Source organism: Thiobacillus sp. (genome assembly GCF_030696885.1).
In the GTDB taxonomy this organism is placed as follows: domain Bacteria; phylum Pseudomonadota; class Gammaproteobacteria; order Burkholderiales; family Thiobacillaceae; genus Thiobacillus.
In genome coordinates, this window is sequence record NZ_JAUYRI010000017.1 from 370,589 (window position 1) to 393,377 (window position 22,789).

Sequence of the window (22,789 nt, forward strand, 5' to 3'; positions counted from 1 at the left end):
CCATGAACCGCCTGCTTGTTCTCACCGAACTCTTCCTGCCCACCAAGGGCGGCACCGCAGTATGGGCGGCCGAGGTGTACAAACGTCTGGGCGGCAAGGAAATCCACATCGTCACGTCCGACGTTCCGGGCGCGGAAGGGGTCGACGTGGCGCATCCCAACACCATCCATCGCCTGAACCTCAAGCGCGTGCCCTGGCTGCGCCCCGAATCGCTGGCGATGTACGCGCGTTTTTTCTTCAAGTCGCTGGCGCTGGCGCTCATCCACCGTTTCGATGCGGTACATGCCTTTCGCGCCCTGCCCGAAGGACTGGTGGCATGGGCGGTGGCGCGCCTGACGTTTCGCCCGGTCGTGATCTACGCGCATGGCGAAGAACTGACCACCTGGGGCCGCGGCGGCAAATACAAGACGATGCGCTTTGCCCTGTGCCATGCCGACCACGTGATCGCCAATAGCGAACATACGCGCGATACGCTGCTCGAAATGGGCGTCGATGCAATGCGCATCACGGTGATTTATCCAGGCGTCGACGTATCGGTGTTCATGCCCGGGCTGGATGTCAGTGGCCTGCGTGAAGGGCTCGGCATTCGCGCAGATGAAAAGCTGGTGTTTTCGGTAGGCCGCCTGTCTCGCCGCAAGGGCTTCGACCAGATGATCCGCGCCGTGGCGCAACTGCATGCCGAGGGCATCCCGGTGCGCTATGTCATCGCCGGCATCGGCGAAGACGCCGATTACCTGGATAGCCTGATCACGGAACATAATGTGCAGGGTGTCGTCCATCGGATAGGTGCGGTGAGCGAAGCTGACCTGCCGCGCTGGATGAATGCCTGCGACGTCTTTGCCATGCCCAACCGAGAGATCAACGGCGACAACGAGGGCTTCGGGATGGTGTTCATAGAGGCAGCGGCTTGCGGTAAATCCAGTTTGGCGGGGATGGCGGGCGGTACGGGTTCGGCTGTTTTGCATGATGAGAGCGGCATCAGGGTGGATGGTGAGGCGGTATCAAGTGTGATCGATGGGATGCGACGACTGCTGCTTGATTCCGTATATCGCAAACGGTTAGAGAGGTTTGCCTTACAACGCGTTGAACGAGAGTTTGCCTGGGAACGTGTGGTGGAGAAGACCCGCGTAGTGGGTGAGGAGTTATAAAATGTTGAAATCTAGAAGGCTTATCCGGTTTTTGAGTGTCGTGGTTTTTCCGTCTTTGATGACCTTGGGTTCATCCAGTCACGCATGGGATGTGACACCAGCCGAATTCGCGATGCTTCCGCCGTATTGTGATGCCAAGATGAATGGGAAATCGCCAGAGGCCATCAAGTATTGGCGGGCGCAGCTTGGTCACGATAATTGGATACACATGCATCACTATTGCGGCGGTCTCAACGAAATGACCCGATACTATCGGCAGGATGCGAAAGGTCGGAGCAACAGCCTGCGCAAGGTAATTTGGGAAATGAATTACATGCTGGCTAACTCGAAGCCAGACTTCTATCTGCGCGCGGATATGCATTACTACCGCGGGAAGGCCTTGCACCTCGCAGGGCGGAACGGCGAAGCTTTGTCTGATTTCGTGAAAGCCCTGGAACTGAGCCCGGGCATGCCGCTTGCCAGTATTGAACTTGCTACGCTGCACAAAAAGCTGGGCAAGAAAAATCTGGCCCTTGATGTTCTCAGGGCGGCACTGGATAAAAATCCATCGCACAAGGGGCTGCGAAGAACGTATCAGGAAATGGGCGGGGATCTTGCTGCGATACCAGAAACCCCGAAAGTCGATGTGCCGCCAGCCGCTTCGCTTGATTCGGAGAAGCCTGAGCTCACCCAGGCGAAGGATGCAGAAAACCCTGCGCCAGCCAGCGTAGGTGCTCCGACCAGCGGGGCAGACGCGCCCACGGGAACTGAACAAGCCAGCGAACCCAAGATAGGATCGCCGACAAACCCCTATTGCCGCTTCTGTCCCGACTGAACCCCGACTTTGGTTTCACACTTGCAGATCGGGCATGAAAGCCTTTGATCTGCGCCACAAATCGTCGCGTATATCGGGGTGCGTTGCCGACACGTCATGCTGGCAAGTCGGGTCGCTGTCCAGATCGAACAGCCTCAACGCGTAGCCACCTTCCAGCGGTTGGTACACCAGTTTCCAGCGGCCGCGCCGGATCATGCGGTCCTTGGCGGCCATGATCCGTTCGCAATACTCGGGCTTGATGCCTAGGGTGCCACGCTCGCGGTCGGGCACGTCGATCAACTCCAGCAGATCGGGGTAGCGCAAATGGTGCTCGGGCAGGCCCGGGATATCGGTAATCCAGATGCCGGTTTCGTTGAAGGCGTCGCGCTCGGGGCAGTCGTCGCCTTCGGTCAGGCATCCCACGAGCGACACTCCGTCCATACCATCGGCGGGCGGGGCGTCCACCAGTTCGAGCAAGGTGGGTGCAAGATCGATCGACCGCACCACGTTGTCAATTTTGCCGCGCTTAGGCTTGCGTGGGTCGCGGATCACCAACGGAATGCGCGGACTGGCCTCGCCGACCGCCGAATTGCCCTGGCCCCAGCTGTCGTGCTCGAAAAACTCCATGCCGTGGTCGGAATAGACGACGACGATCGTGTTTTCAGCAAGCCCGCAGGCCTCCAGATGGGCCAGCATTTTGCCGACTTCGTCGTCGAACTTGGCCACGCAGCCGTCGTACAGATCGATGATCTGGTCCAGGTCGAACTCTTCCTTGGGCGCCCCTTGGCGGCGCAGGATATCGAAGGGGTCGGTGAGCCGTGCCATGGCGAACTTCGACTCGCCGCGGTAGTTTGGATCCGAAAAGCGGGTGTAGTACGGCCATTCGGAGGCAAACGGCGGGTGGGTCGTCGAGTAGAACACGTTGAGAAAGAAGGGTTCTGCGCCCGATGCCAATCGCGATACCAGGCGCCGCGCACGCTTGCCGAGCGGCTCTGTGAGCGGCACGCCACCAAGGTAATACAGCTCCGGCAGCAGCAGGCGGCCGAGTCGGTTGTGCAGGAACAGCGAGAGGTAGAGCCGCAGGTCCTTTGGGCCCTGGCGGATCAGGTATTTCAGGTTCCACTGATCTTCCGGCAGGTCGGTGTGCTCGAAGCCGAAACTGAACTTGCCCATGTCTGCCCCGCACCAGTCCGACAGCGCCGCGGTGCGGTAGCTGCGCGCCTTCAAGAGCTGTGGCAGGGCATCGACCTTCAGCCGCGTTTCCTTGTCGGGAACGAAGTTGTCACGGATGCCGTGGGTATGCGGCCAGGTGCCGGTGAGCAGCGAGATCAGACTGGGTGCGGTCCGCGCGCACGGCACGTAGCAGTTGGCGAACAGTGCTCCCTGTTCGGCCAACTTGTCGATGTGCGGGGTGAGCGCGCGCCGGTAGCCCATCGCGCCAAGGCGGTCGGCCCGCAGCGTGTCCGAGCCGATCATCAGGATATTGGGTGGCGCGGTGGCCCGCTTTATAGGCCGCGCGCGCGGCAAACGCGCCTCCGGCTGCCAGGTTGTCCAAGCCACGGTGCCGGCGACGAACAGCACTGTCGCCCACAGCGCGATTAGTGCGCCCGCCCGGCCTTCCTCCGCCAGCTGCCACGAGGCTGCCACAAACAGCAACGCACTCGGCCCGAGCCACAGGACCTGCAAGCCGGCGATGCGCGCTGGCGTCATCCATTGCCACAGCCCATACAGCCGGCTCACGCGGTAGTGCATTGACGCCACCAGCAGGCCGGGATTGAAACGCAGCTTGGCGACGAACTGCAGGGCGAAGGCACCGACGACGCCGAGAACGGCGGCGAGCGCCGCCAGCCATCCAGACCATTGCGCCTGCAGTGCCGTGGCGAGCATGAAGTAGATCAGCACACCGATGCCGCCGGTAAAGAGCATCAGAGCGAAGGCCCAGGCCGTCAGCCGAGACAGCGCATACAGGGTGTAGCGGCGATAGTGAGTGAGCACCTCCTCGCGGATGCGCGGGCCGGTCTGCGAGAAATTGGCGAGCGATTTGGCGAGCAGTGCGGCCGCGCCCAGCGAGGCCACGCCGGCAGCGGGCAGCAGGCCGGCCCATTTGGCATCGCCGCTGGCGAACCAGGCGATCAGGCCGCATGCGACCGTAACCAGCGACAGCAGCTTGACGGCGACCATGCCCGGGTCGGGGGGGAGAGGGTGTTGCGGCAACTGTGCGCGGTGTCGCAACCGCTCGAAAGCTCCGGTGAGCTCGCCGAGGCTGGCGGCGAACCGGACGAGGTAGAAAAAGCGGCGATCGGGCTTCAGTGTAAATACCGCGCTCCCAAGGTGTTCGAGAATCTTTCTGAACATATAGAGGTGCGGCCGCGCCCCATCCTGCCGCACCAGAAAATTGGCACGCGTGCGCAGAAAACTTTTGCGCAGGGTGTAAGTCGTGCTCATGCGCTCGGCATCGATCGCATGCAGTTGACGAACGCAGGGCAGATAGCGAATGGCGAAACCCTTGTTCACCGCCCGTACCAGAAAATCGTGATCCTCCCCTCCGGCAAGATTGTGACCTGTTGGACCGAGATCGACCGAAAACAGGCCTGCGGCGTCGAAGACGCGCCTCCGCACCACGATGTTGCCCCCGCTCGGGTAACGATCCTTAGGCGTGATTACGATCGACTCGCTGCCCAGATCGAACTCCGGGAAGGGGCGGATCGGGATCGCATAGTCGCCCCTCGCGTGTACCCAGGATGGTTCGCTCCCGTCCCAGGCCGGCCAGATGCGGCCGCAGTAGATTGCTTCATCAGGGTAGGCATCCATGCCGTCGATAAGATTGCGCAAAAACCCGGCTTCGACGGTTTGGTCGTCGTCGATGAAACACAGCACGTCGTGGGTCGTATGTGCGATCGCGGCATTCAGCGCATATGACTTTCCAGCTTTCGGTTCCTCGATCCACGTGAGTCTGAGGTTGTCGCGTGGATGACTGGCGAAAAAGTCGGCTAGGCGATCGAGCGTATCGTCGCTACAGTTGTTGGCCACCACCACGATATCGATGCATTCCTCGCCGTTGTACCCGCACGTGTATTGTGACGTCAGCGTCTCGATCAACGAGGCGCTGCGATTGTAGGTGCAGATGACGACTGCGAGTCGATTGCTTATTGGCATGGGTTTAATTCATCCCAACGTGCGCCCATGCTTGCGCAGCACGGCCAGCCATTCGTTGATGTGCTCCCCTTCGGTACGCATGTCCCATCTGTGGCCGCTGCGTTTGAATGGGTAGACGCCGTTTTCCACTGCCCAGATCAGATCATCGAGATAGCCAACATAGTTTTCGTCATGACGCCAGGGGTGGATCGTCCAGTGATCGAGCGTGGTCAGGTTCCATTGTTCGAAGCCTCTCAGCTTGAACGTGTGCGTGAGGCTGTTTTCCAGCGGTTCGCCAGCCTTTACCTGGGCAAGCGGCAGGCAGGACCGAAACTTGGCCATGTCCATCAGGAAATAGCGGGTCGAGGTGAAGTCAACAAGTCGCCATTTCTCCCTTGGCGTCGGCTCGAACGATCGCCCCGTCAACTTTTCCAGCCAGTTCCTCGCTTGCGGCGGCCCGGCGCGGGGGCAGGTGACGATGACGCGAGGCTCATGCTGCATGAGCGCAATGCCCTCGGCAATCCATGCGTCCGTGCCCGACCTATGGAACAGCATGTCCGAATCAGCATGGAATACGTAGTCGCCCTGGCAGCGGTCGAGCGCGTAGAGATACTGATAGATAGGCGCACCGGAGAAGTCCTTCAGGTCGATCTCGTCGCTGCCAAAATAGGTGCGCAGAATGTGTTGCTGCTCGTCGTCAGTCCATGGGATCACATCGACCCGATCGATGACCTTGTCATTGAGCAGCCGCTGCAGAATCGCCTCGATCGTGTCCTGGTCGCCCTGGATGCGCTGGGCATATTTGCCTTCCTGCCTGCCGGGATCGTAAGCCACCAATCGCTCGCTGAACGGGTAATTCAGCGCAGGGATCATGTGCCGCAAGGTCGCCTCAAGAAACGGGGCATCAGAGTTGCAGACGTTGACGGTGAAGCTGGTCGCAGGCGGCGAAGTCGAGTCCGCATTATGCATGGCGTTCATATCCTCGGTGGGGTTAATGCAGTGAGCCCGCACTGCGCCAATAGTCGTTCCGCGGCCTTAGGCCAAGCATACTGTCCGGCAATCGAAACAACCTTCTGCTCCCACTGCGCTTGCTCTACGCTTGGAAGCTTGACAAACGCATCGAGCGCCTCGCGCAGGGCGGATATGTTTGGTGCGGAAACTATCAACCCCAGGTTATGTTCGCTGCACAAGGCGCCGATTTCACCCTCGCTCGAGGCGAGCGACAGGCGTCCGAACCCCATCGCATGCAGCAGTACCCCCGACGCCCCCGGAAAGGCCCTGTAGTTGGCCCATGCGGCGTCCGCCGCGGCAAAATAGTCTTCAACCTCGGCTTCGGGCACGAAGCCATTCACTAAGCGAACCTGGATAGCGGGGTCGGACCAGTTGGCAAACGGGTGCGGGGCGTTGCCCAGGGTTGCACCCACGAAGACAAGCCAAAGGGGCTTGTTTGGAACATATCCTATGACTGACTGACGCAGCGTATCCAGGTGCTTTCGGTGTGCTGCTTGTACGCCAAACACCAGCAGAACCCGCGCGTCTTCTGGAATCCCGAGCCGTCGCCGCGCCCCGGTGCGCCGCTCCTGGGGCAGAGGGCGGGGCCATAGGCCGTATGCGAGGTACTCCACGTCGGCATTCTTGCCGAGCAATGATCGCCACTGTTCCTGGAGCGCTCTTGATAACACGAGCATGGGGAGGCCCTGAAGGCGCACGCGGGGGGGCGTGAGTGAAGCGGGGAGCCATCTCGCGAAGCGGCCCGTTGCTTCAGGAGCGTGATGTTCGAAGAAGGCTGATCTGAATCGGTATAAACCCAGCCGTTTCGCTATCGCCAAGGCCCATACGTTATCCTGAGATTGGAAGTCCGTCCAAAGCACCAGATCGAAATCACGGCTACGAAGCTTCCAGATCATCCACAACAAGCACAGGCTAGATGGTTGGTTTGCGAGCCGTGCCCAAATCTCTTTCCATAGCCAGGGGGCAGCGTCCAGCTGATCACGAAGGCACACGCGCATGACCTGGGTGCCGAACCAGTCAAGCTCGGCTCGAAACGGTCGGGTATGAAGCAAGGTTACGTTAGCGCCCGTTGCCGCCAGCCCGCAACAAAGATCGCGGGGAAACGTCACGAAGTGTCCGTTCTGATGGGTGAACGGCGCGACAACAAGCACCCGGAGATGCATGCTCTATGGCCTCCCTTGAGTTCGTCTGGCTTGCCAAAGTCCAGCAAACGTCCCCAAGAAATGGCAAACGACCATCTCTCGGTTAAATGCCTCATCCGGTGGCTGGGTAGCCCTTCCGGCAATCGCCCTAGCGAGGGCGCGCAAAAATTGCGGAAGCAAAAATAAGGGGATGTTGTAGACACGGCGGGTGCCTGGAACACCTCGGCTTATCGCAAGGTTTCTGCTCGTCTGCATCCGCCAGCGGCGAAAATAGCGTTTGGTCAGGCGGAAATTTTCGACCTTGTGATGCACGCGTGAGCTGCCGAGGAACGCAACTTTGAGTCCGGCAGCCAGAATTCGCTCGAACATTTCACTGTCCTCGCCGCTGGCCAGCACCTTACCTTTGCGGCCACGACTGGTGTCAAACATGCCAACCTGGTCGAAGATATTTTTCTGGAATGCCATGTTGGCACCGAATGGCGTCTGGCCGGTGTCGGTGATGAAGTAATCGTCGGTACGATCCGTGCGCACTGCCAGAAATCCGTAGAACCGCTCAGTCAGCCAGTTGGGCGGAGGCGTATCCCAGATTGGGGCGATATAGCCGCCGCTGGCATCGGCACCGTATTTTTTGAGTCCGGCCAGCGTGGTCTCTAGCCAGTCCGGCTCGGGTAGCACGTCGTCGTCGGTAAACAGGATGACCTCGCCAGCCGCTTGGGCAATACCGCGGTTGCGCGCGTGCGAGAGCCCCTGTGCCGGCTCGAACTCATAGCGCAGGTGTGGCCAGATTTTCTGCACGGCTTCCACCACCTGGCGCGTATGGTCGCGCGAATTGTTGTCGACCACCACCACCTCCCATGTCCGCGTTGGTGGCGATTCCAGGCGGGCCAGCGCGGCGAGCGTGCCCTTCAGCGATTCGGCGCGATTGTATGTGCAAACGATGATACTGGCGTCCATCGCGATTACCACGCATATCCCAGTTGGGCGGCAACCGGCCCGACCGCGCGCCGTAGCAGCCAGCGCTCCAGCGCGTTGACCTGGACTTTCTCCCCGCCGCGCTCCGAACTGCCGACCTTCTTGGTGAGCACACCGTGGTCGGTCTGGATGCCGAGGTAGGTATCGAGCGCCGCAAGCGGCGGGTTGGGGCCGACCAGATCCTCGTAGCGCACCAGCAATGCGCCGATCGATTTCGCGCCTGCCAGGTAGCCCTCCATCAGCTTGCGCCAGTGCGCGCCAAACGCAGTCGGCGTAAACACCGGGCGATCGGGAAAGACGTCGTACCAGCTGCGGCCGTAGCGGCAATACGAGCTATAAGCGTCGAGCGGATTCCGGTACAGCAGCACGAAGCGCGCCTTGGGATAGAGCCAGCGCAGGTAGCGCGCATGCTCGATGCCTAGGCGCACTTCCTTGACTCCCCAGCGGCTGGCGCCGGCCTGGATCGCGGGGGCGTCGAACAGCGCATCGTGGTAGGCGCGATGCGCGCGCCACAGCGCATCCGGCGCGGGGAAGAGATTGGCGACCCAGCTGCCGGTCAGCTGTTCCGGTGGGGTGCCGTCGTAGTAGTAGTCGGCCGGTGGCCAATCGGGGCGAAAGGCCTTGAGCGTGCCGGCCATTGCCTGGATCGGGCCGCATTCGTCATAGGGTTCGCCCCAGATCAGCACGCGCTTGTCCGACATCACCAGCCGCTGTAACAGCGTCGAGCCGGAACGCCAGCCGGCCGAGAGCAGAAAGATCGGTGCAACCGTGTCGTCCGTCGGCGGCTTATAAACGCGCTCCAGAGCAGCCAATCCGCTGGCGATGCCCGTGTAGCCTTTCGTTAGGTGGCGGTGCTGGGCGAGGGCCTGGGCCGGGCCTTTGAGTGCAGTCTGGATCGAACGGATCATGAGCGGTTTTTTCTGGGGGGGACGTAGGCGAGCTCGCCGTACTGCCGTACCCGGTCGAGCAGGGCGGCACGTGTGTCGCCGAAACTGGCCGTGCTTTCATGGTAGCGTCCGAACAGCGGCTGGATATCCTGGGCAAGCTCCTGCTTCAATCGCGCTTCTCCGCGCTGTATGAGCCAGGTGCCAAGTCGGTAGGACAGCCGGTCTCGAACTGCGAACGCATTGCGCAAACCGGCAGTCTTGAGCTTGGCCGGATGCTGCAGCAGCAGCCCCGCGAGGATGTGGGTCGCGGTGCCGGCGTCGATGACCCCATTCTTGTATCGCACCAGCACATCTGAGGTCTTCACCTCGGGAAAGCGCGACAGGTAGAGGGTGTCGTCGTCGCGTCGAAAATAGTAGAGCGGCTCGGCAATATGGCAAAAGCTAAAGTGCTGTGCAGCCCGTAAAAAATAATCGTAGTCCTCGACCAGAAACAAATCGGGGTCATACTCGCCGATCTTCTCATACAGCGTACGGGTATACATGAAGCAGGCGCCGATATGGTTGCCCTGCTCAAGCTGGAGTTTGCCGGGCAGCTTGTCGTGATGGATATCCAGTGGCTGACCTGCGGCGTCAGTCTCGGAGAACATCCAGTAATCGGCATAGACGAAGTCGCAGCCGCCTGCCTGTAGCCGGACGACCATCTTTTCGATAGCGGTCTGGGCAAGCAGGTTGTCGTCTGAGGTCCAGGTCAGGTAGTCGCCACTAGTTTCCGCGAACCCACGGTTGAGCGCACGCGGCAGCTTCAAGTTCGGGTCGTTCTTCAGGTAACGAATACGCGAATCGTCGAAGGTCTGTACCACGGCTGCGGTATCGTCGGGCGAGTTGTCGTCGACGATGATCAATTCCAGGTTGTTGTAGGTCTGCGCCAGCACACTGCGGATCGCCTGAGCGAGCAGATGCGCCCGCTTGTAGGTGGGCAGGACGATACTGACGAGCGGTTGTCTCACCCTGCGGGCCTCAGGTCGGCCAGGATTTTCTGCACGATCTTCACGCTCGCCGTACCATCGCCATAGGGATTGGCGCGCGTCGCCATCGCCTGGTACTCGGCGGGGTCGTCGAGCAGGCGGCTCGCCTCGCGCACGATGTCATCCGCGTCCATGCCGACGAGCTTGAGCGTGCCAGCCTCAACGCCTTCCTGGCGTTCGGTGACCTTGCGCATCACCAGCACCGGTTTGCCGAGGCTGGGCGCTTCTTCCTGCAGGCCGCCCGAATCGGTCAGCACCAGGTACGCGCGCTTCATCAGCTGCACTAGCGGCAGATAGTCGAGCGGGTCGAGCAGGCGCACATTGGGAATGTCGGCGAGGTATTTGCCGACGACTGCGCGCACGTTGGGGTTGCGGTGCACCGGGTAGACCAGCTCGATATCGTCGGCATATTTCCGGGCGAGTTCGGCTAGCCCCTTGCAGATCGACTCGAACGGCCCGCCGAAGCTTTCGCGACGGTGTGCGGTAACGAGCACGATGCGCCGGGTGTCGAAGGGGATGGCTTCGAGCGGGGAGCCGGCCATGTCAAAGGGCCGCGAAGAAACGTCGAGCAACGCGTCGATCACAGTGTTACCGGTGACCGCGATCGCCGATTCGGCAATGCCCTCGTTCAGCAGATGTTGCCTGGCCTTGCCGCTATGCGCAAAGAACAGATCGGCCACCGCGTCGATCATTTTCCGGTTGGATTCTTCGGGGTAGGGGTGGTTTTTGTCAAAGGTGCGCAGGCCCGCCTCGACGTGGCCGATCTTCACCCCGGCATAGAAGGCGGCCAGCGCGGCCGCCATCGACGTAGTGGTGTCGCCCTGCACCAGCAGCAGATCGAACTTTTCTTCGCGCAAAATCTTCCCAACTTCCTGCAGTACGCTGACAGTGATGTGCTCCAGCGTCTGGTTCTCTCGCATCAGGTTCAGCTCATAATCGGCACGAATGCCGAACAGCTCGATCAGTGGCGCGACCATGTCCTTGTGCTGGCCGGTGAGGCAGTTGTGGTTGTCGATCACGCCCGTATGGCACTCCAGCTCGGCGATCAGTGGCGCCATCTTGATGGCTTCCGGGCGAGTGCCGAACACAGTCAGTACCTTAATCGGCATGGCAGGTATCCTCCGAGCCCTCGATGCTGCCATGAGTGTACGGTGATAATTCACGTAGGCACGCCCTGTTCCTCCCATTCCGGCGAACGCCGGTATGGCAGCGCGTAGGCATTGACAACGTCGGCAGACGATCGAGCATGTGGCAGGCGTGCGTCGTGCGTTCCGGGCTAAGCATGCTGGCCCTCCGCGCGCTGTTTCAACAGCCAGGCATCGAGGAAGTACTTCACGCCCCAGCTGATCTCACCACCCGAAATGTACTTGGCACCTTTGCCGTAGCTGCCGAAAAAGCCGCCGGATTTGTTCTGGATCGTTTCCAGGTAGGCCATGGCGCGGTTGGAGCGTACCTTGTCGCCGAGCGTGTACCAGACGATCGCGTACTGCGCCATACCGGTCGAGCATACCCATTCCACGTCCGGATACGCAGGGATGCTGCCGTCGCGGCGCTGCACCCGCGCCACGTCCGCCATGCCATGGCGTGCCAAGTCCAGCTCGCCCATTTCGCACAGCGCCTCCATCGCGTAGGCATGGAAGTGCGAGAGGCGGTTGAACGGCACCAGATCGTCCCGCTGCTTGTAATGATCGAGCACAAACTTCGCCGCGTCCTCGTATTCCTTCACCCCGAGCAGCTTCCCGGCCTGGGCCAGCGGCGGCAGCGCATAGGTATGGATCAGATCGCTGGCGATGCCGGTCCACAACTCGGTCGAGGGGGTGAGCAGACGACCGCTGGGATCCACCTGCGTCAGCATCCAGTCGCTCGCCCGGCGCAGCGAACCCTCGGCACCCTCCACGTCCCCGACCGCGGCGCATAGCCCGCGCATGATCTGCGCAGTGTCGAAGGTGTAGGGCACGCCGTCGGGTGCTGGGAAGGCACCGTCCGGCAGCTGGATCGACATCAGCCAGCGGGTGCAGGTGCGCGCCAGTTCCGGCTCGTTCCAGTTATAAAGTGTGGGGATGAAATAGCCCGTGACCTCGGGATAGGGCACCGGTTGCTTGGTGTGCACGATGATGCCCTGGCCGGACACCATGTTGGCCTTGAACCAGTCCATGGCCCGCTCGTAGCTGGGCTTTTTAGGCTTGAGCCGGAAGAACATTATTTGCTCCCTAATTTATTGTGGCTTGTTGTGACCCGATCACGACTTTGTCCAAGCGATCCAACACCACGGCATCGACGTCCATATCAAATTTCCGACCAAAGTCTTTACCTGAACTGATCATCGCATCGAAGTGCTTCATCATCAGTGTCATGGGATGTGAGAGTTTGGCTTCATCCCACAGGATGAACCGTCGGTGGTCGTCACATACTTTCAGATCTTTGGCGTTCCACAGCACAGTCTGGAAATAAGACTCGGAGGGGACGAAGGTATGCCGGTAGTGCCTGAGTACGGCCGGGTTTGTCAGGCCGAAGTCCAGCAAGCGTGTCGCGGCGCGGTGTGACAGCGTCAACCAATCACTGCCCTTGTGGCAGATAAAATCCTGATCAAATGGGTGCTTTGGTGAAAATATTCCAAGCCGTAGAGGGGTGCCCCGGGGGCCGCCTTCTATTTGGAGAAGCGGCTGTCGCTGATTCAATTGGAACCGCATCCAACGCAGTGAAGAACGCATCCAGCCAGGAAGGCGATACGTATAGGGAAAGTGCGGCAGGGGCCAATAGCGCAAGTAATACCGTGACCGGTATTGTGCGGCTGGTGCCGCCTTGACGAATGCGTCAAAACGACTGCTACGAAGCTCTGCTTCAGCAATCGATAGTGGGCGAACTGGGTAGTCCTGGCCGGAAATAATTGTGAGCCATTCAAAGTCAAAATTGCTTACCGCATAGGCGATGCATGCGAGCAATACATCCACCTGAGAGGCGTCGCCCCACTGGACTGAAATACGGGGTTCTATCAATCTCACATTTACCGCATCCAACAGTGCCCTGTCGGGCAAAGTAGCCTTCGCATCGTAATGCAACAGAATTGCAGCGCTTGGACTGCTTGCCCGTATTGTCTGCAGTAGGCGGAGTAACTGCCTATGTCTGCTGTGAGCAAGCACCACATATACAAATCCAATCTGATCACGAGAGGCTTGCTGGGCGACTTTCTTCATCATGGTGTGTCCCCAACTCCTGCGCCACGTTGGGGTTCCGTAATCCGTAAAACCTGGTTGGCCTTGATCCCTTGCATTTCCTGTGCTATCCCGCTTGGCCACTGTACGGTGATTTTGTCGATTTTTGTGTGCTTTGCCAGCCCGAAGTGTAAGCGGCTGTGATTTTGGCCGCGATGATGTACGCCGCCGTCCTGCAGACGTGTTTGAGTCACACCTCCCGCGGTTACACGCACGATGGCGCCGATACCGTCGCGGTTGGATTGGGTGCCTTCTAGGTCGATCATGATCCAGTGGTTGCCATTGCCGACGTTTCGGAAGTGTTGATAGCCACCGCGGTCGGAGGGCAGCCCCAGGCTGCGGCCCATGCTTTCGCCGTTGGCAACCAGGAGATCGAGAAAACCGTCCCCATCAAAATCGACGGTCGTGACCGAATCGCCTACGCCTGCGAGGCTACCTGCCGCACCGCCAGCATCCTTGACGACCTGGAAATGGCCCGTGCCATCGTTCAGCAGCAGTAGATTTTCTTGCTGACCGATGTTGCCGGAAGCGAGGATGTAGACATCAACATCCATGTCGTTGTCGAAATCACCGGCTACCACATTCATCCCGGACACCAGCCGGCGATTGACGTTACGCTTGTCACTTTCTTCGATCAGTTTTCCGGCGCGATTCATGAATAGTCTTGCGGGAGCCTCCTCCGGCATGATGTCCGTGCCCGTTGCCTGCAACTCAGTAATGGCTGCGGTGGAGTCCAGGCGAAGCTGGACCTGTTGGGTTTTCGGGTTGCCGGCTTCCAGTGCGGCGCGCGGGGCGGTGACTCGCACTTCCCATTTGTCCGGCGCAGTAAACCCCACGTAAATCCCCCGTTCCCTGCCAGCTTCATGCGGTGGCATGCCGACGATGCCGGGGGTGGTCGGCGTAAGTTCAAAGGTCGTTGCTCCGGGGTGGGTGCCTTGTTGGCCAAGGTGAATGTGGTTCGCCGAGATCGCATCGTTCGCGTTGGCCGCGGTTACCTGGACCTTCAATGTGCTATCTGAACGAAACGTAAACCCTATGGGGATGCCGACATTGCTTTGGTCGATTGAAAGGTCGGCCACGATACCTGTGGGCGATTCCTGTCCAAGCGCGAGAGGGCCTATCGGGTTTTTGCGTGCGAGGAAAAGGTCCAGGTGGCCGTCATTGTCGAAGTCTGCAGTGGCAATATCTTCGAATGCAGTTGCCGGCAACAGATCGAGTGCGCGCGGCGGCCGAGCGGAAAGATCGAAGACCTGTGCTGCACGCTTCGGACCCATGACACGGCAGAGCAGGTCAGGACGATTGTCGCCAGTCAGTTCCGCGAGTGCGCAGAAGGGCACCGACCGCGATGCAAATTTCAGGATGTCCGCGGCGGCAAATGTGCTCTCGCCCTGAACGTAGACGAAAGGCGGATTCTTGTCGTCCAGCCTGGCTTCGGCGCCATGGAACAAATCAAGTCGGCCGTCGCCGTCCATATCTACCCACAGTGGCATGCGGGTACGACCATCCGGGTTCAGCACGCCTGCGGCTTTAGCGACATTAACCAGTCGATCGCCCTGGTTGTGGAACAGGATTTTGGGTTCTGCCCCAACCCCTCTTATCGCCCCCGTCAGTTGCACTAGATCGAGTCTGCCGTCATTGTCGTAATCGGCCCAGGCAAAGCCATGTTTGTCGGCGACAATGTCTTCGGGCGCGAAATAGCTGCTCGTGACATTTTCGAACCGTCCGCCCCCGAGGTTGCGATACAGCCGGGCTTCGCTCAAGTGATTCGAGACATAGAGATCGGGCAACCCGTCGCCGTCGAAATCTCCCCAAGCGGCGCCGTAGGTCATCCCGACATAGTCACTCATCCCGGATTCGGCGGTTACATCCTCGAATACCGTTAGGGAGATTTCGGGTTTGGAACAACCGGTAAAAGCCGTCGCAGCCATCAGCAACGCCCCAAATGTAAGGATGGCGTTGCGGATGGGATGACCGCGCCTTTCGGGGGGGACTCGATTGCATCGCATTTTGCTTTTCCCTTGTTGATTCACCACGTTTGTTGATGCCCGTGCAGCCTGGTGCCGCGCCACTGATCATGCTTTCTACGATGTGCTACCTACCGCTATTCGTAGTTTGATCTTCCATCTTTGTTGTTCAGTCTGCAGCGAAGCAAAGGGCATGAACAGGAAGCAGGACAAGTATACAAATCCACCTGACATTCCCATTGACGCCAGGTAGGCCAGGTCATTCGCCTTGACTGATTGCGGCAGGGCACTCTCAAGAATGTACAGCGTGATGGCCAGGATAATATTTAAGACCACTGCGGGCACGAGCGCGAGCGGGTATCCGGAAAGCTTTGCACCGAGGCAACGCACAGCCAGCCAATACTGCCAGAGGCCGCTGAAGGCTGCCGAACTGACTATCGCCCAGGCAACGCCATTGATGCCGTAGTTGAGTCCCACCAGGACCGCTGCGATCGTGAAGATCAAGGTCGTGACTTGCACCAGTAGCTCACGGTTCAGCCAGTTGCGTGCGTTCAGGACGTTCCCGGATAGATTGCCCATGAGCCAGAAGGGCCACGCGAGTGCCAGGATCGCGAGCGGGCCAGCCGCCTCGATCCACTTGGGCCCATAGATCACATTGATAAACGGCTCGGCGAGCCAGAGCATGCCAACATAAAACGGCGTCGCATAGATCGCGATGAGCGCGATACTCCTGAAGTAGAGGTAGCGCGACTTGTCGGTATTGTCCTGCTCCGAGGCCAGGGCACGGAATAGCGCAGGATAGACCGAGCCCGTGACGAATCCGTGCGGCATTCGGGCCAACGTTTCACCCTTGTTGTACAGACCGACACTCGCGGGGCCGAGCGTGCGCGAAAGAATGAAGATACTTGTCTGGCTGCGCAGATAGTAAACAATGTCATTCATGGTTACGAACATACCGTAACGCGCGATTTCACGCCCTCTTCGAAAATTGGTCGAAAGCTTGGGGCGCCATTTTGCTAGGGGACCTAATAGCAGCGCATTTATGAGCGAGCCCACGATGCCTCCCCAGATCAGACTCCATACACCGAAGCCCGAGTAAGCCAGGCCCATGCTCAGTGCACTTGATAGGAGGAGCGAGGTGATGGCCACGCCTGTCGTCGCCTTGAAACGCATCTGCCTGTGAAGAATGTTGCCCGGGAGGTTGACGAATGGACGAAAGACAAAGGTGAGCGCAGACACGCGCATCAGCGTTGAATAGAGTTCATTGTCGTACCATTTTGCGAACCACGGCGCGAGCAGGAAGAAAACCAGGTAAATCACAGTGCCGATGATGAGTTGCAGGGTAAAGACAATGTTGTAGTCGTCTTCCGATGCTGTTTTCGCCCGGATTAGCGCCTGACCCATGCCGCCGCCTGCGACAAAGCCTGCGACGCCGGTGAAGACCTGAATGGTTAGCAGCATGCCGAAGTCATCCGGAACCAACAGGCGTGCCAAGACAACGCCGGTCAGGAAGGTGATGATTTGTCGCCCGGTGTTGCCAACAAAAACCCACGCGGCACCATTTCGGATTGTCTGTCCGAGACTCATTTTTATTTTTGGATCAAAGTTGGTGTGTCGAGTGTTTTTTGCGAACAGATCTGCCTGGCAGCTGACGCGTCACGTATGGGGTGTTTCTCATTATCAGTCGTGTCAATGACAAAAATCCGAATTACCTGCGGAGGCAGGGCGAGGGGAGAGGCTCGCGATAGAAAGCGGTAAACGAAAGCGCGTCTTGCAGGATGGCCCATTGTTGAGAGGCATCAGCCGCGGGGGCGTTGTCACGCAGGGATCCGCCATACGGTTGTCTGCGATGGCTCAATATTCCACGGTGTGAATCCGGCGAGGTCCAGCGGCGCAATGTCATTCATGAGTTCTCTCGCGTGCGCATAACCTGGCCGATCCGAGTTGTCGAGCACGAGTGCACCACCGGGCTTGAGCTTGCTGCGGGCGCGTTCCACGCAAGCCATTCTCGCGCGGCCGTCTACAAGGACAAGATCGAAGCTCTGGTCCGGGTAGGCGTCGATGGCCTTTACGTAGGATTCGAAGCAAAGCCCTTGATATTTCTTTTGGTGGGATGCGAAGTGGCGATTCAAATCGTTACAGGGCTCCGCCTTATGTAGCATCAACTCGCAGTTGGCGACCGAGCGATTGGCGAGAAGGGTACTCACCAATTCGTGGAAACCTTCGTCATGCTCGACCGAGACGACTCGGCGTGCGCGTTTTGCCAGATAGAGCGTCGAGCCCCCGGCACCGTACTCGAATACGTTCATGTCGGGCTTGAGGAAGGCGTCGAGCCAATCGATGGCACGGAAAGTGATCCAGGGCGTCTCATCTTGCAAGGGACTGTGACCCGGGAGCAGAGAACGGAACCAGCGTGGCGCATAGGGCAATTCTCGGGGGTGCTGCACCAGTTCGCCCGTCATGCACAGGATTTTTCGAGTTGCCGATAGTGGGTTCATGTCTCAACTTGCCAATTAGTATTGTTCAGTGTCCCAACCTGCGAATGACCTGCGCGGCCAACCGCGGATAGAGCATGCGGTGATAACGGTACTCGCCGATGAAGTGGACGAATTTTGCATGGGCTGCACGATCACTGTTGAGGTCTGTGTAAACCATGTATTCGTCCGTAGGTAGCGGCATGGCTCCCTTTCCACCTAGCAGCAGACCGTGCATCGTTTGCTCGGAACCCCACCGAAAAATTCGGTCTCCCAACATCGTGTAAAGGTGTGCCAGGAGTTCCTTGAGTTCGCTGTAATTCACTGTGCCATGGTCGTAGCCCACAAAGCCGGAATTAAAGCCCTGTTCAAAAGCATATTTCGTACCAAGCGTCTGGTTAATGTCGGGGAGGCGCTCAAGGACCATCTGCTGGATGTGTTTCGGCTGTGTGGCGGTGGGTTGGGTGCTGCTGGTGGGAGCCTGGTTGGGTTGCGCTTGTCGCCACGGTTCGGATCTGTGAAACCAGGGCGAGCCGCCGTTTTGTGCCCATTCGATGATTGTTTCGGGGCGATTGAGAAATAAGACGTCCGTGTCAACGATGATAATGCGTTTGTTAGTGCTGGCCAGTGTGGGGTCAAATAGCTTCAGATAGCTTGTGTAGCTCTTCCTGACCTTTGAGAGGAATTCGTCACTCACTTTCTCGGCAAATGTCCGGTCCGCTGTGGCGCGATCAATGATTCGGACACCAGATAAATGTTTGCGAATCAGGACTTTGTCTTCTTCCCGCAATGACCCGTCATCGTGTACATACACGGCGATATCGGCGTGGTAACTAAGGAAAGACTTGATGGCGGTCAGGTAGGCGTTGAGGTAACGATGAGGTACGGCGGTGTGTATGCCCGTTTCAGCATCCGGGTTGGTTGTTATCGTGGGTGTTCTGCCCACGGCGCCGAATAAGAATGCATCCCCATATTTGTTCAATGCCCGATTAATAAACTTTGTCATTTTAGGGATGGGGCTCGTAAAGAAAGTCATGGCATATACCCTGGAGGATCATAAGGGGAATGGCAGGGCAATGGGGTCGGCGGGATGGTCTTCGACACCAATGTTCCATTTCGATGTTCTTCCACGCGAGCGTGGCCGCGCGTTCGCGTTGGTCGTAGAGGTTTTGGGGCGACGGTGAACATGGGGCAAGCATCGGCCGGCTTCGGTGCACAGGGCTGTCGAATAATTGTCGAGTGTGACGGGATTGTATACCCCGGCTCTGGTTGCCGGACTGCCCGGGCAGAGAGCCACAGCCCAGCCGTGGTGGGTAGGTGGTGCTTTGCGGCTGGAGAAAGCATTGGGGCGCATGGCGAATAATTCCATGTGCCAAAAGTGACGCAGGGTATGTCAGTGGGAATGGCCGATTGTTTGTTGCAGGGTATTGGAGGTATCCCGCGGGCTTGGTCGCCATGTGGCGGAATTGATCCAGCTGCGGTGGAGCGAGGACAGCCGGGGTCGGTATAGTTGATTTGACTGGATTCCGGCATGCGCCGCAACGACGTCGGCTTGTTCCGGGTCTCCTTAGAAGCTTGTTTGATTGCTGCGCCGGCGTGTGACGAAATTCACCAGGTTGCGATACAGCGGCGCAGGCAGCAGGCTGGCGACGAGGTGCTTGAGGTCGGCGGCTTTCCAGTCGGCTTTGCGGAAGGCGCGACGAAACAGGCGGCGGGCGGATTCGGTGTCGTTGCGCCAGTGGCAGCGATAGGCTTCGCGCAGCAGGGCGCCGTAGATGAGTTCGTGGCGGTGGCCGGGCGTGTAGTGGGCGACCAGGACCGGGTGGTGGCGGGCGAAGTCGCGGCGCACGGCGACGGCGTCGAACACCTGCTGCCAGTGCGGGATTCGGGCGTCGCGGCGCGGGTAGTAGCGGCGGTAGGCCAGCACTTCGGGCAGGTTCGCCAGGCGCGGCTGACGCGCCAGCAGCCGCAGCCACAGATCGTAGTCCATGGCGGTGGGCGCGCGCTCCGAGAATCCGCGCAGTGCATCGATGAGATGGCGGCGGGTGAGCATGCCGTTGAGCGGCCAAGCGCCGTGCTCGAAACTGTGGGCGATGGCGGCGTCGGCGTCGAGCGCGGGCGGCAGCTTGGGTTCCGGGTCGAGCGCGGCAACGCCGATGGCCTGCCAGCCGCACCAGGCGACTTCGGCCAGATCGTTTTCAAGCGCGGCATGCAGCCGGGTCAGTGCATCGGGGTGCCAGGCGTCGTCAGCATCGAGAAAGGCGATGAAATTGCCGCTGGCATGTGCGAGCGCGCGGTTGCGCGCAGCCCAGGGGCCGGTGCGGGTCTGGTAGATCAGCACGATGGTGTCGGGCCGCTCGGCGGCGAGCCGCTGCAGAATTTCCGACGAGCCGTCGGTCGAGCCGTCGTCGACGATGACCAGTTCCACCCGCGGATAGCTTTGCCCCAGCACACTGTTGACTGCCTCCTCGACGAAGGACGCGGCGTTGTGACACGGCATGATGACCGAGATCAGCGCGGGGTCGAAGTGGTCCATGGCTTATTCCGGCGTGCCTGGATGCGTGTCCATGAAATGACCGTGGCGACCGCGAAGCGTGAGAAGTCCCAGCGCTGTGCAGGGCGGCACTCGGGCAGGACGTGCCTGAGTGTGCGTTGCGGGTTGGGTGGCCAAGGGCGTCATGACCGGATTATGGTCGGAGCCGGCCGGGATGCAAAGTGGCGCCGATCGCAAGGCGCCACCGCCGTGGGTTACGCCATTGGTTACAATCAAACATCGCACTTATTGAAATATTGGCCTCATGCAAACCCTCACCGTCGACCTCGGCGACCGCTCCTACCCCATCCACATCGGTTCCGGCCTGCTGGGCCAAACGGACCTGATCCTGTCGCATCTGGCGCAGAAGCGCGTGATGATCGCGACCAATACCACGGTGGCACCGCTGTACCTGGCGCAGCTGACAACGACATTGCAGGCTGGCGGGGTGACGGTGGCGCAGGTGGTGCTGCCGGACGGCGAGGCTTACAAGAACTGGGAAACGCTGAACCTGATTTTCGATGCGCTCCTGACCGACCGCGCCGAGCGCAAGACCACGCTGATCGCGCTGGGCGGCGGCGTGATCGGCGACATGACCGGTTTTGCTGCGGCGTGCTACCAGCGCGGCATACCCTTCATCCAGATTCCCACCACGCTGTTGTCACAGGTCGACTCGTCGGTCGGCGGCAAGACTGGCATCAACCATCCGCTCGGCAAGAACATGATCGGCGCGTTCTATCAGCCGAAGCTGGTGCTGGCCGATACCGACACGCTGAAGACGCTGCCCGCCCGCGAACTGTCGGCGGGGCTGGCCGAGGTGATCAAGTACGGCTTGATCTGGGACGCAGAATTCCTTGCCTGGCTCGAAGTCAACATGGACAAATTGCGCGCGCTGGACCCGACGGCGATCACGCACGCGATTTACCGCTCGTGCGAAATCAAGGCACAAGTGGTGGGCGAGGACGAGCGTGAAGGCGGCATCCGCGCGATTCTCAATCTGGGCCACACCTTCGGCCACGCGATCGAAACCGGCATGGGCTACGGCACCTGGCTGCACGGCGAAGCGGTGGCGGCCGGCATGGTGATGGCGGCGCAGACTTCGCAGCGGCTGGGCTGGATCTCCGAAGCCGACGTGGCGCGCACCCGTGCCTTGATTCGCGCCGCCGGGCTGCCGGACGTGGCGCCGGACCTGGGCGTCGAAACGTATCTGGAATACATGGGCCACGACAAGAAGGTCGAGGGTGGCAAGATGCGCTTCGTGCTGCTGAAGAAGCTGGGCGAGGCGGTGATCACCGGCGACGTGCCGGCCGATGTGCTGAATGGCGTGCTGACCGCGCCGCAGTAAAGGAAAAATTATGGAAACGCTCGTCTCCTACGCCGCGCATTCCAGTCAAACCCGCGGGCGCCGACACGCCGAACCGTCCGCCGCGCCGCGCTCCGAATTCCAGCGCGACCGCGACCGCATCATCCATTCCACCGCGTTCCGCCGGCTGGAATACAAGACCCAGGTGTTCGTCAACCACGAAGGCGACCTGTTCCGCACCCGGCTCACCCACAGCCTGGAAGTGGCGCAGATCGGCCGCACCATCGCCCGAGTGTTGAGCCTGAACGAGGACCTGGTGGAAGCGGTGGCGCTGGCGCACGACCTCGGCCATACGCCCTTCGGCCACGCCGGGCAGGATGCGTTGAACGCCTGCATGCGCGAGCATGGCGGCTTCGAACACAACCTGCAGTCGTTGCGCGTGGTGGATCTGCTGGAAGAACGCTACGCCGCATTCGACGGCCTCAACCTTACCTTCGAGGCGCGCGAGGGCATCCTCAAGCACTGCTCGCTCGGCAATGCCGAAAAGCTCGGCGACATTGGTGCGCGCTTCATCAACAAGCAGCAGCCTTCTCTGGAGGCGCAGATCGCCAACCTGGCCGACGAGATCGCCTACAACAACCACGACGTCGACGACGGTCTGCGCTCGGGGCTCATCACGCTGGAGCAACTGATGGAGGTGCAGCTGTTTGCGCGCCATCTCGCCGAGGTGCGTGCGAAATATCCCGCGCTGCAGGGCCGCCGCGAAGTGACCGAAACCGTGCGCCGCATGATCAACACGCTGATCATCGACCTGGTCGACACGACGCGGATCAATGTCGAAAACAGCGGCGTGCAGACCCTGAGCGAGGTGCGCGCTGCGCCGCCGCTGGTGGCCTTCAGCCCCGCGCTGCTCGACGAGCACCGCGAGCTCAAGCGTTTCCTGCATCGTCACCTGTATCGCCATTACAAGGTGGCACGCATGAGCTCCAAGGCCGGCCGCATCATCAGCGACCTCTACACCGCCTTCACCGGCGACGCGCGGCTCTTGCCGCCCGAGCATCAGGAACGCGAATCGCTCGAAGGCGCGCGTGCGGTGGCCGACTACATCGCCGGCATGACCGACCGCTACGCCATGCGCGAACACCGGCGGATTTTTGCGGTGGAAGAAATCTACGGCTGAGCCTGAGCCG

18 protein-coding genes are annotated in these 22,789 nt (G+C 60.0%); 4 read left to right on the plus strand and 14 right to left on the minus strand.

Features of this window, described 5'->3' with window-relative positions; genetic code table 11:
* Positions 1 to 2: 2 nt before the first annotated feature.
* Together Q8R61_RS09540 and Q8R61_RS09545 are read left to right on the plus strand one after the other, a co-directional pair.
* Entirely contained in the window at positions 3 to 1,148 is a 1,146-nt protein-coding gene (locus Q8R61_RS09540) for a glycosyltransferase family 4 protein (protein ID WP_305536588.1), read from the plus strand.
* 1 nt (position 1,149) lies between these two features.
* The gene (locus Q8R61_RS09545) at positions 1,150 to 1,962 is read left to right on the plus strand and encodes a tetratricopeptide repeat protein (protein ID WP_305536590.1); all 813 of its coding nucleotides are present in this window, start codon (positions 1,150 to 1,152) and stop codon (positions 1,960 to 1,962) included.
* A 15-nt stretch (positions 1,963 to 1,977) separates the two neighbouring features.
* Here Q8R61_RS09545 and Q8R61_RS09550 read toward each other — a convergent pair whose 3' ends face one another.
* The 14 genes from Q8R61_RS09550 to Q8R61_RS09615 form a co-directional block, all read right to left on the minus strand.
* Positions 1,978 to 5,097 carry a sulfatase-like hydrolase/transferase gene (locus Q8R61_RS09550; RefSeq protein WP_305536592.1) on the minus strand — a complete coding sequence of 1,040 codons (3,120 nt, stop codon included), beginning with the start codon at positions 5,095 to 5,097 and terminating at the stop codon, positions 1,978 to 1,980.
* Positions 5,098 to 5,106: 9 nt separating this feature from the next.
* Complete coding sequence (locus Q8R61_RS09555) at positions 5,107 to 6,045, minus strand: glycosyltransferase family 2 protein (RefSeq protein WP_305536594.1); 939 nt, start codon at positions 6,043 to 6,045, stop codon at positions 5,107 to 5,109.
* A gap of 5 nt (positions 6,046 to 6,050) precedes the next feature.
* Positions 6,051 to 7,250 carry a hypothetical protein gene (locus Q8R61_RS09560; RefSeq protein ID WP_305536596.1) on the minus strand — a complete coding sequence of 400 codons (1,200 nt, stop codon included), beginning with the start codon at positions 7,248 to 7,250 and terminating at the stop codon, positions 6,051 to 6,053.
* A gap of 3 nt (positions 7,251 to 7,253) precedes the next feature.
* Positions 7,254 to 8,183, minus strand: coding sequence for a glycosyltransferase (locus Q8R61_RS09565; RefSeq protein WP_305536598.1), 930 nt, complete (start codon positions 8,181 to 8,183; stop codon positions 7,254 to 7,256).
* Between the two features lie 5 nt (positions 8,184 to 8,188).
* Positions 8,189 to 9,109, minus strand: a complete 921-nt coding sequence (locus Q8R61_RS09570; protein ID WP_305536600.1) for a sulfotransferase — start codon at positions 9,107 to 9,109, stop codon at positions 8,189 to 8,191.
* The gene (locus tag Q8R61_RS09575) at positions 9,106 to 10,095 is read right to left on the minus strand and encodes a glycosyltransferase (protein ID WP_305536602.1); all 990 of its coding nucleotides are present in this window, start codon (positions 10,093 to 10,095) and stop codon (positions 9,106 to 9,108) included. Before Q8R61_RS09575 ends, Q8R61_RS09570 begins: the two co-directional genes overlap by 4 nt.
* Positions 10,092 to 11,222: a non-hydrolyzing UDP-N-acetylglucosamine 2-epimerase gene (gene wecB, locus Q8R61_RS09580; RefSeq protein WP_305536604.1), complete on the minus strand. Its 1,131-nt coding sequence runs from the start codon at positions 11,220 to 11,222 to the stop codon at positions 10,092 to 10,094. Before wecB ends, Q8R61_RS09575 begins: the two co-directional genes overlap by 4 nt.
* 167 nt (positions 11,223 to 11,389) lie before the next feature.
* Entirely contained in the window at positions 11,390 to 12,268 is an 879-nt protein-coding gene (locus tag Q8R61_RS09585; protein ID WP_305536606.1) for a prenyltransferase/squalene oxidase repeat-containing protein, read from the minus strand.
* Positions 12,269 to 12,323: 55 nt separating this feature from the next.
* Positions 12,324 to 13,310, minus strand: coding sequence for a beta-1,6-N-acetylglucosaminyltransferase (locus Q8R61_RS09590; protein ID WP_305536608.1), 987 nt, complete (start codon positions 13,308 to 13,310; stop codon positions 12,324 to 12,326).
* A complete protein-coding gene (locus tag Q8R61_RS09595) occupies positions 13,307 to 15,253 on the minus strand; it encodes a CRTAC1 family protein (RefSeq protein WP_305536610.1) in 1,947 nt (648 codons plus the stop codon). Before Q8R61_RS09595 ends, Q8R61_RS09590 begins: the two co-directional genes overlap by 4 nt.
* Before the next feature lie 153 nt (positions 15,254 to 15,406).
* Positions 15,407 to 16,876 (minus strand): lipopolysaccharide biosynthesis protein, encoded by a 1,470-nt coding sequence (locus Q8R61_RS09600; protein ID WP_305536612.1) that lies wholly within the window; start codon positions 16,874 to 16,876, stop codon positions 15,407 to 15,409.
* A gap of 230 nt (positions 16,877 to 17,106) precedes the next feature.
* On the minus strand, positions 17,107 to 17,787 hold the full coding sequence (locus Q8R61_RS09605) for a class I SAM-dependent methyltransferase (protein WP_305536614.1): 681 nt from the start codon (positions 17,785 to 17,787) through the stop codon (positions 17,107 to 17,109).
* A 25-nt stretch (positions 17,788 to 17,812) separates the two neighbouring features.
* A complete protein-coding gene (locus Q8R61_RS09610; RefSeq protein WP_305536616.1) occupies positions 17,813 to 18,769 on the minus strand; it encodes a hypothetical protein in 957 nt (318 codons plus the stop codon).
* 561 nt (positions 18,770 to 19,330) lie between these two features.
* On the minus strand, positions 19,331 to 20,299 hold the full coding sequence (locus Q8R61_RS09615) for a glycosyltransferase family A protein (RefSeq protein WP_305536618.1): 969 nt from the start codon (positions 20,297 to 20,299) through the stop codon (positions 19,331 to 19,333).
* 262 nt (positions 20,300 to 20,561) lie between these two features.
* Between Q8R61_RS09615 and aroB the strand changes: the two genes are divergently transcribed.
* The gene (gene aroB / locus Q8R61_RS09620) at positions 20,562 to 21,641 is read left to right on the plus strand and encodes a 3-dehydroquinate synthase (protein WP_305536620.1); all 1,080 of its coding nucleotides are present in this window, start codon (positions 20,562 to 20,564) and stop codon (positions 21,639 to 21,641) included.
* A 10-nt stretch (positions 21,642 to 21,651) separates the two neighbouring features.
* Complete coding sequence (locus Q8R61_RS09625; protein WP_305536622.1) at positions 21,652 to 22,779, plus strand: deoxyguanosinetriphosphate triphosphohydrolase; 1,128 nt, start codon at positions 21,652 to 21,654, stop codon at positions 22,777 to 22,779.
* Positions 22,780 to 22,789: the final 10 nt, after the last annotated feature.

Bases quoted from the DNA above. Each gene is read 5' to 3' on its own strand.
- Q8R61_RS09590 (WP_305536608.1), bottom strand. From the start codon at position 13,310: ATGATGAAGAAAGTCGCCCAGCAAGCCTCTCGTGATCAGATTGGATTT.
- Q8R61_RS09555 (WP_305536594.1), bottom strand. From the start codon at position 6,045: ATGCATAATGCGGACTCGACTTCGCCGCCTGCGACCAGCTTCACCGTC.
- Q8R61_RS09565 (WP_305536598.1), bottom strand. From the start codon at position 8,183: ATGGACGCCAGTATCATCGTTTGCACATACAATCGCGCCGAATCGCTG.
- Q8R61_RS09610 (WP_305536616.1), bottom strand. From the start codon at position 18,769: ATGACAAAGTTTATTAATCGGGCATTGAACAAATATGGGGATGCATTC.
- Q8R61_RS09560 (WP_305536596.1), bottom strand. From the start codon at position 7,250: ATGCATCTCCGGGTGCTTGTTGTCGCGCCGTTCACCCATCAGAACGGA.
- Q8R61_RS09540 (WP_305536588.1), top strand. From the start codon at position 3: ATGAACCGCCTGCTTGTTCTCACCGAACTCTTCCTGCCCACCAAGGGC.
- wecB (WP_305536604.1), bottom strand. From the start codon at position 11,222: ATGCCGATTAAGGTACTGACTGTGTTCGGCACTCGCCCGGAAGCCATC.
- Q8R61_RS09585 (WP_305536606.1), bottom strand. From the start codon at position 12,268: ATGGACTGGTTCAAGGCCAACATGGTGTCCGGCCAGGGCATCATCGTG.
- Q8R61_RS09615 (WP_305536618.1), bottom strand. From the start codon at position 20,299: ATGGACCACTTCGACCCCGCGCTGATCTCGGTCATCATGCCGTGTCAC.
- Q8R61_RS09600 (WP_305536612.1), bottom strand. From the start codon at position 16,876: ATGAGTCTCGGACAGACAATCCGAAATGGTGCCGCGTGGGTTTTTGTT.
- Q8R61_RS09605 (WP_305536614.1), bottom strand. From the start codon at position 17,787: ATGAACCCACTATCGGCAACTCGAAAAATCCTGTGCATGACGGGCGAA.
- Q8R61_RS09550 (WP_305536592.1), bottom strand. From the start codon at position 5,097: ATGCCAATAAGCAATCGACTCGCAGTCGTCATCTGCACCTACAATCGC.
- Q8R61_RS09570 (WP_305536600.1), bottom strand. From the start codon at position 9,109: ATGATCCGTTCGATCCAGACTGCACTCAAAGGCCCGGCCCAGGCCCTC.
- Q8R61_RS09595 (WP_305536610.1), bottom strand. From the start codon at position 15,253: ATGGCTGCGACGGCTTTTACCGGTTGTTCCAAACCCGAAATCTCCCTA.
- Q8R61_RS09545 (WP_305536590.1), top strand. From the start codon at position 1,150: ATGTTGAAATCTAGAAGGCTTATCCGGTTTTTGAGTGTCGTGGTTTTT.
- Q8R61_RS09625 (WP_305536622.1), top strand. From the start codon at position 21,652: ATGGAAACGCTCGTCTCCTACGCCGCGCATTCCAGTCAAACCCGCGGG.
- aroB (WP_305536620.1), top strand. From the start codon at position 20,562: ATGCAAACCCTCACCGTCGACCTCGGCGACCGCTCCTACCCCATCCAC.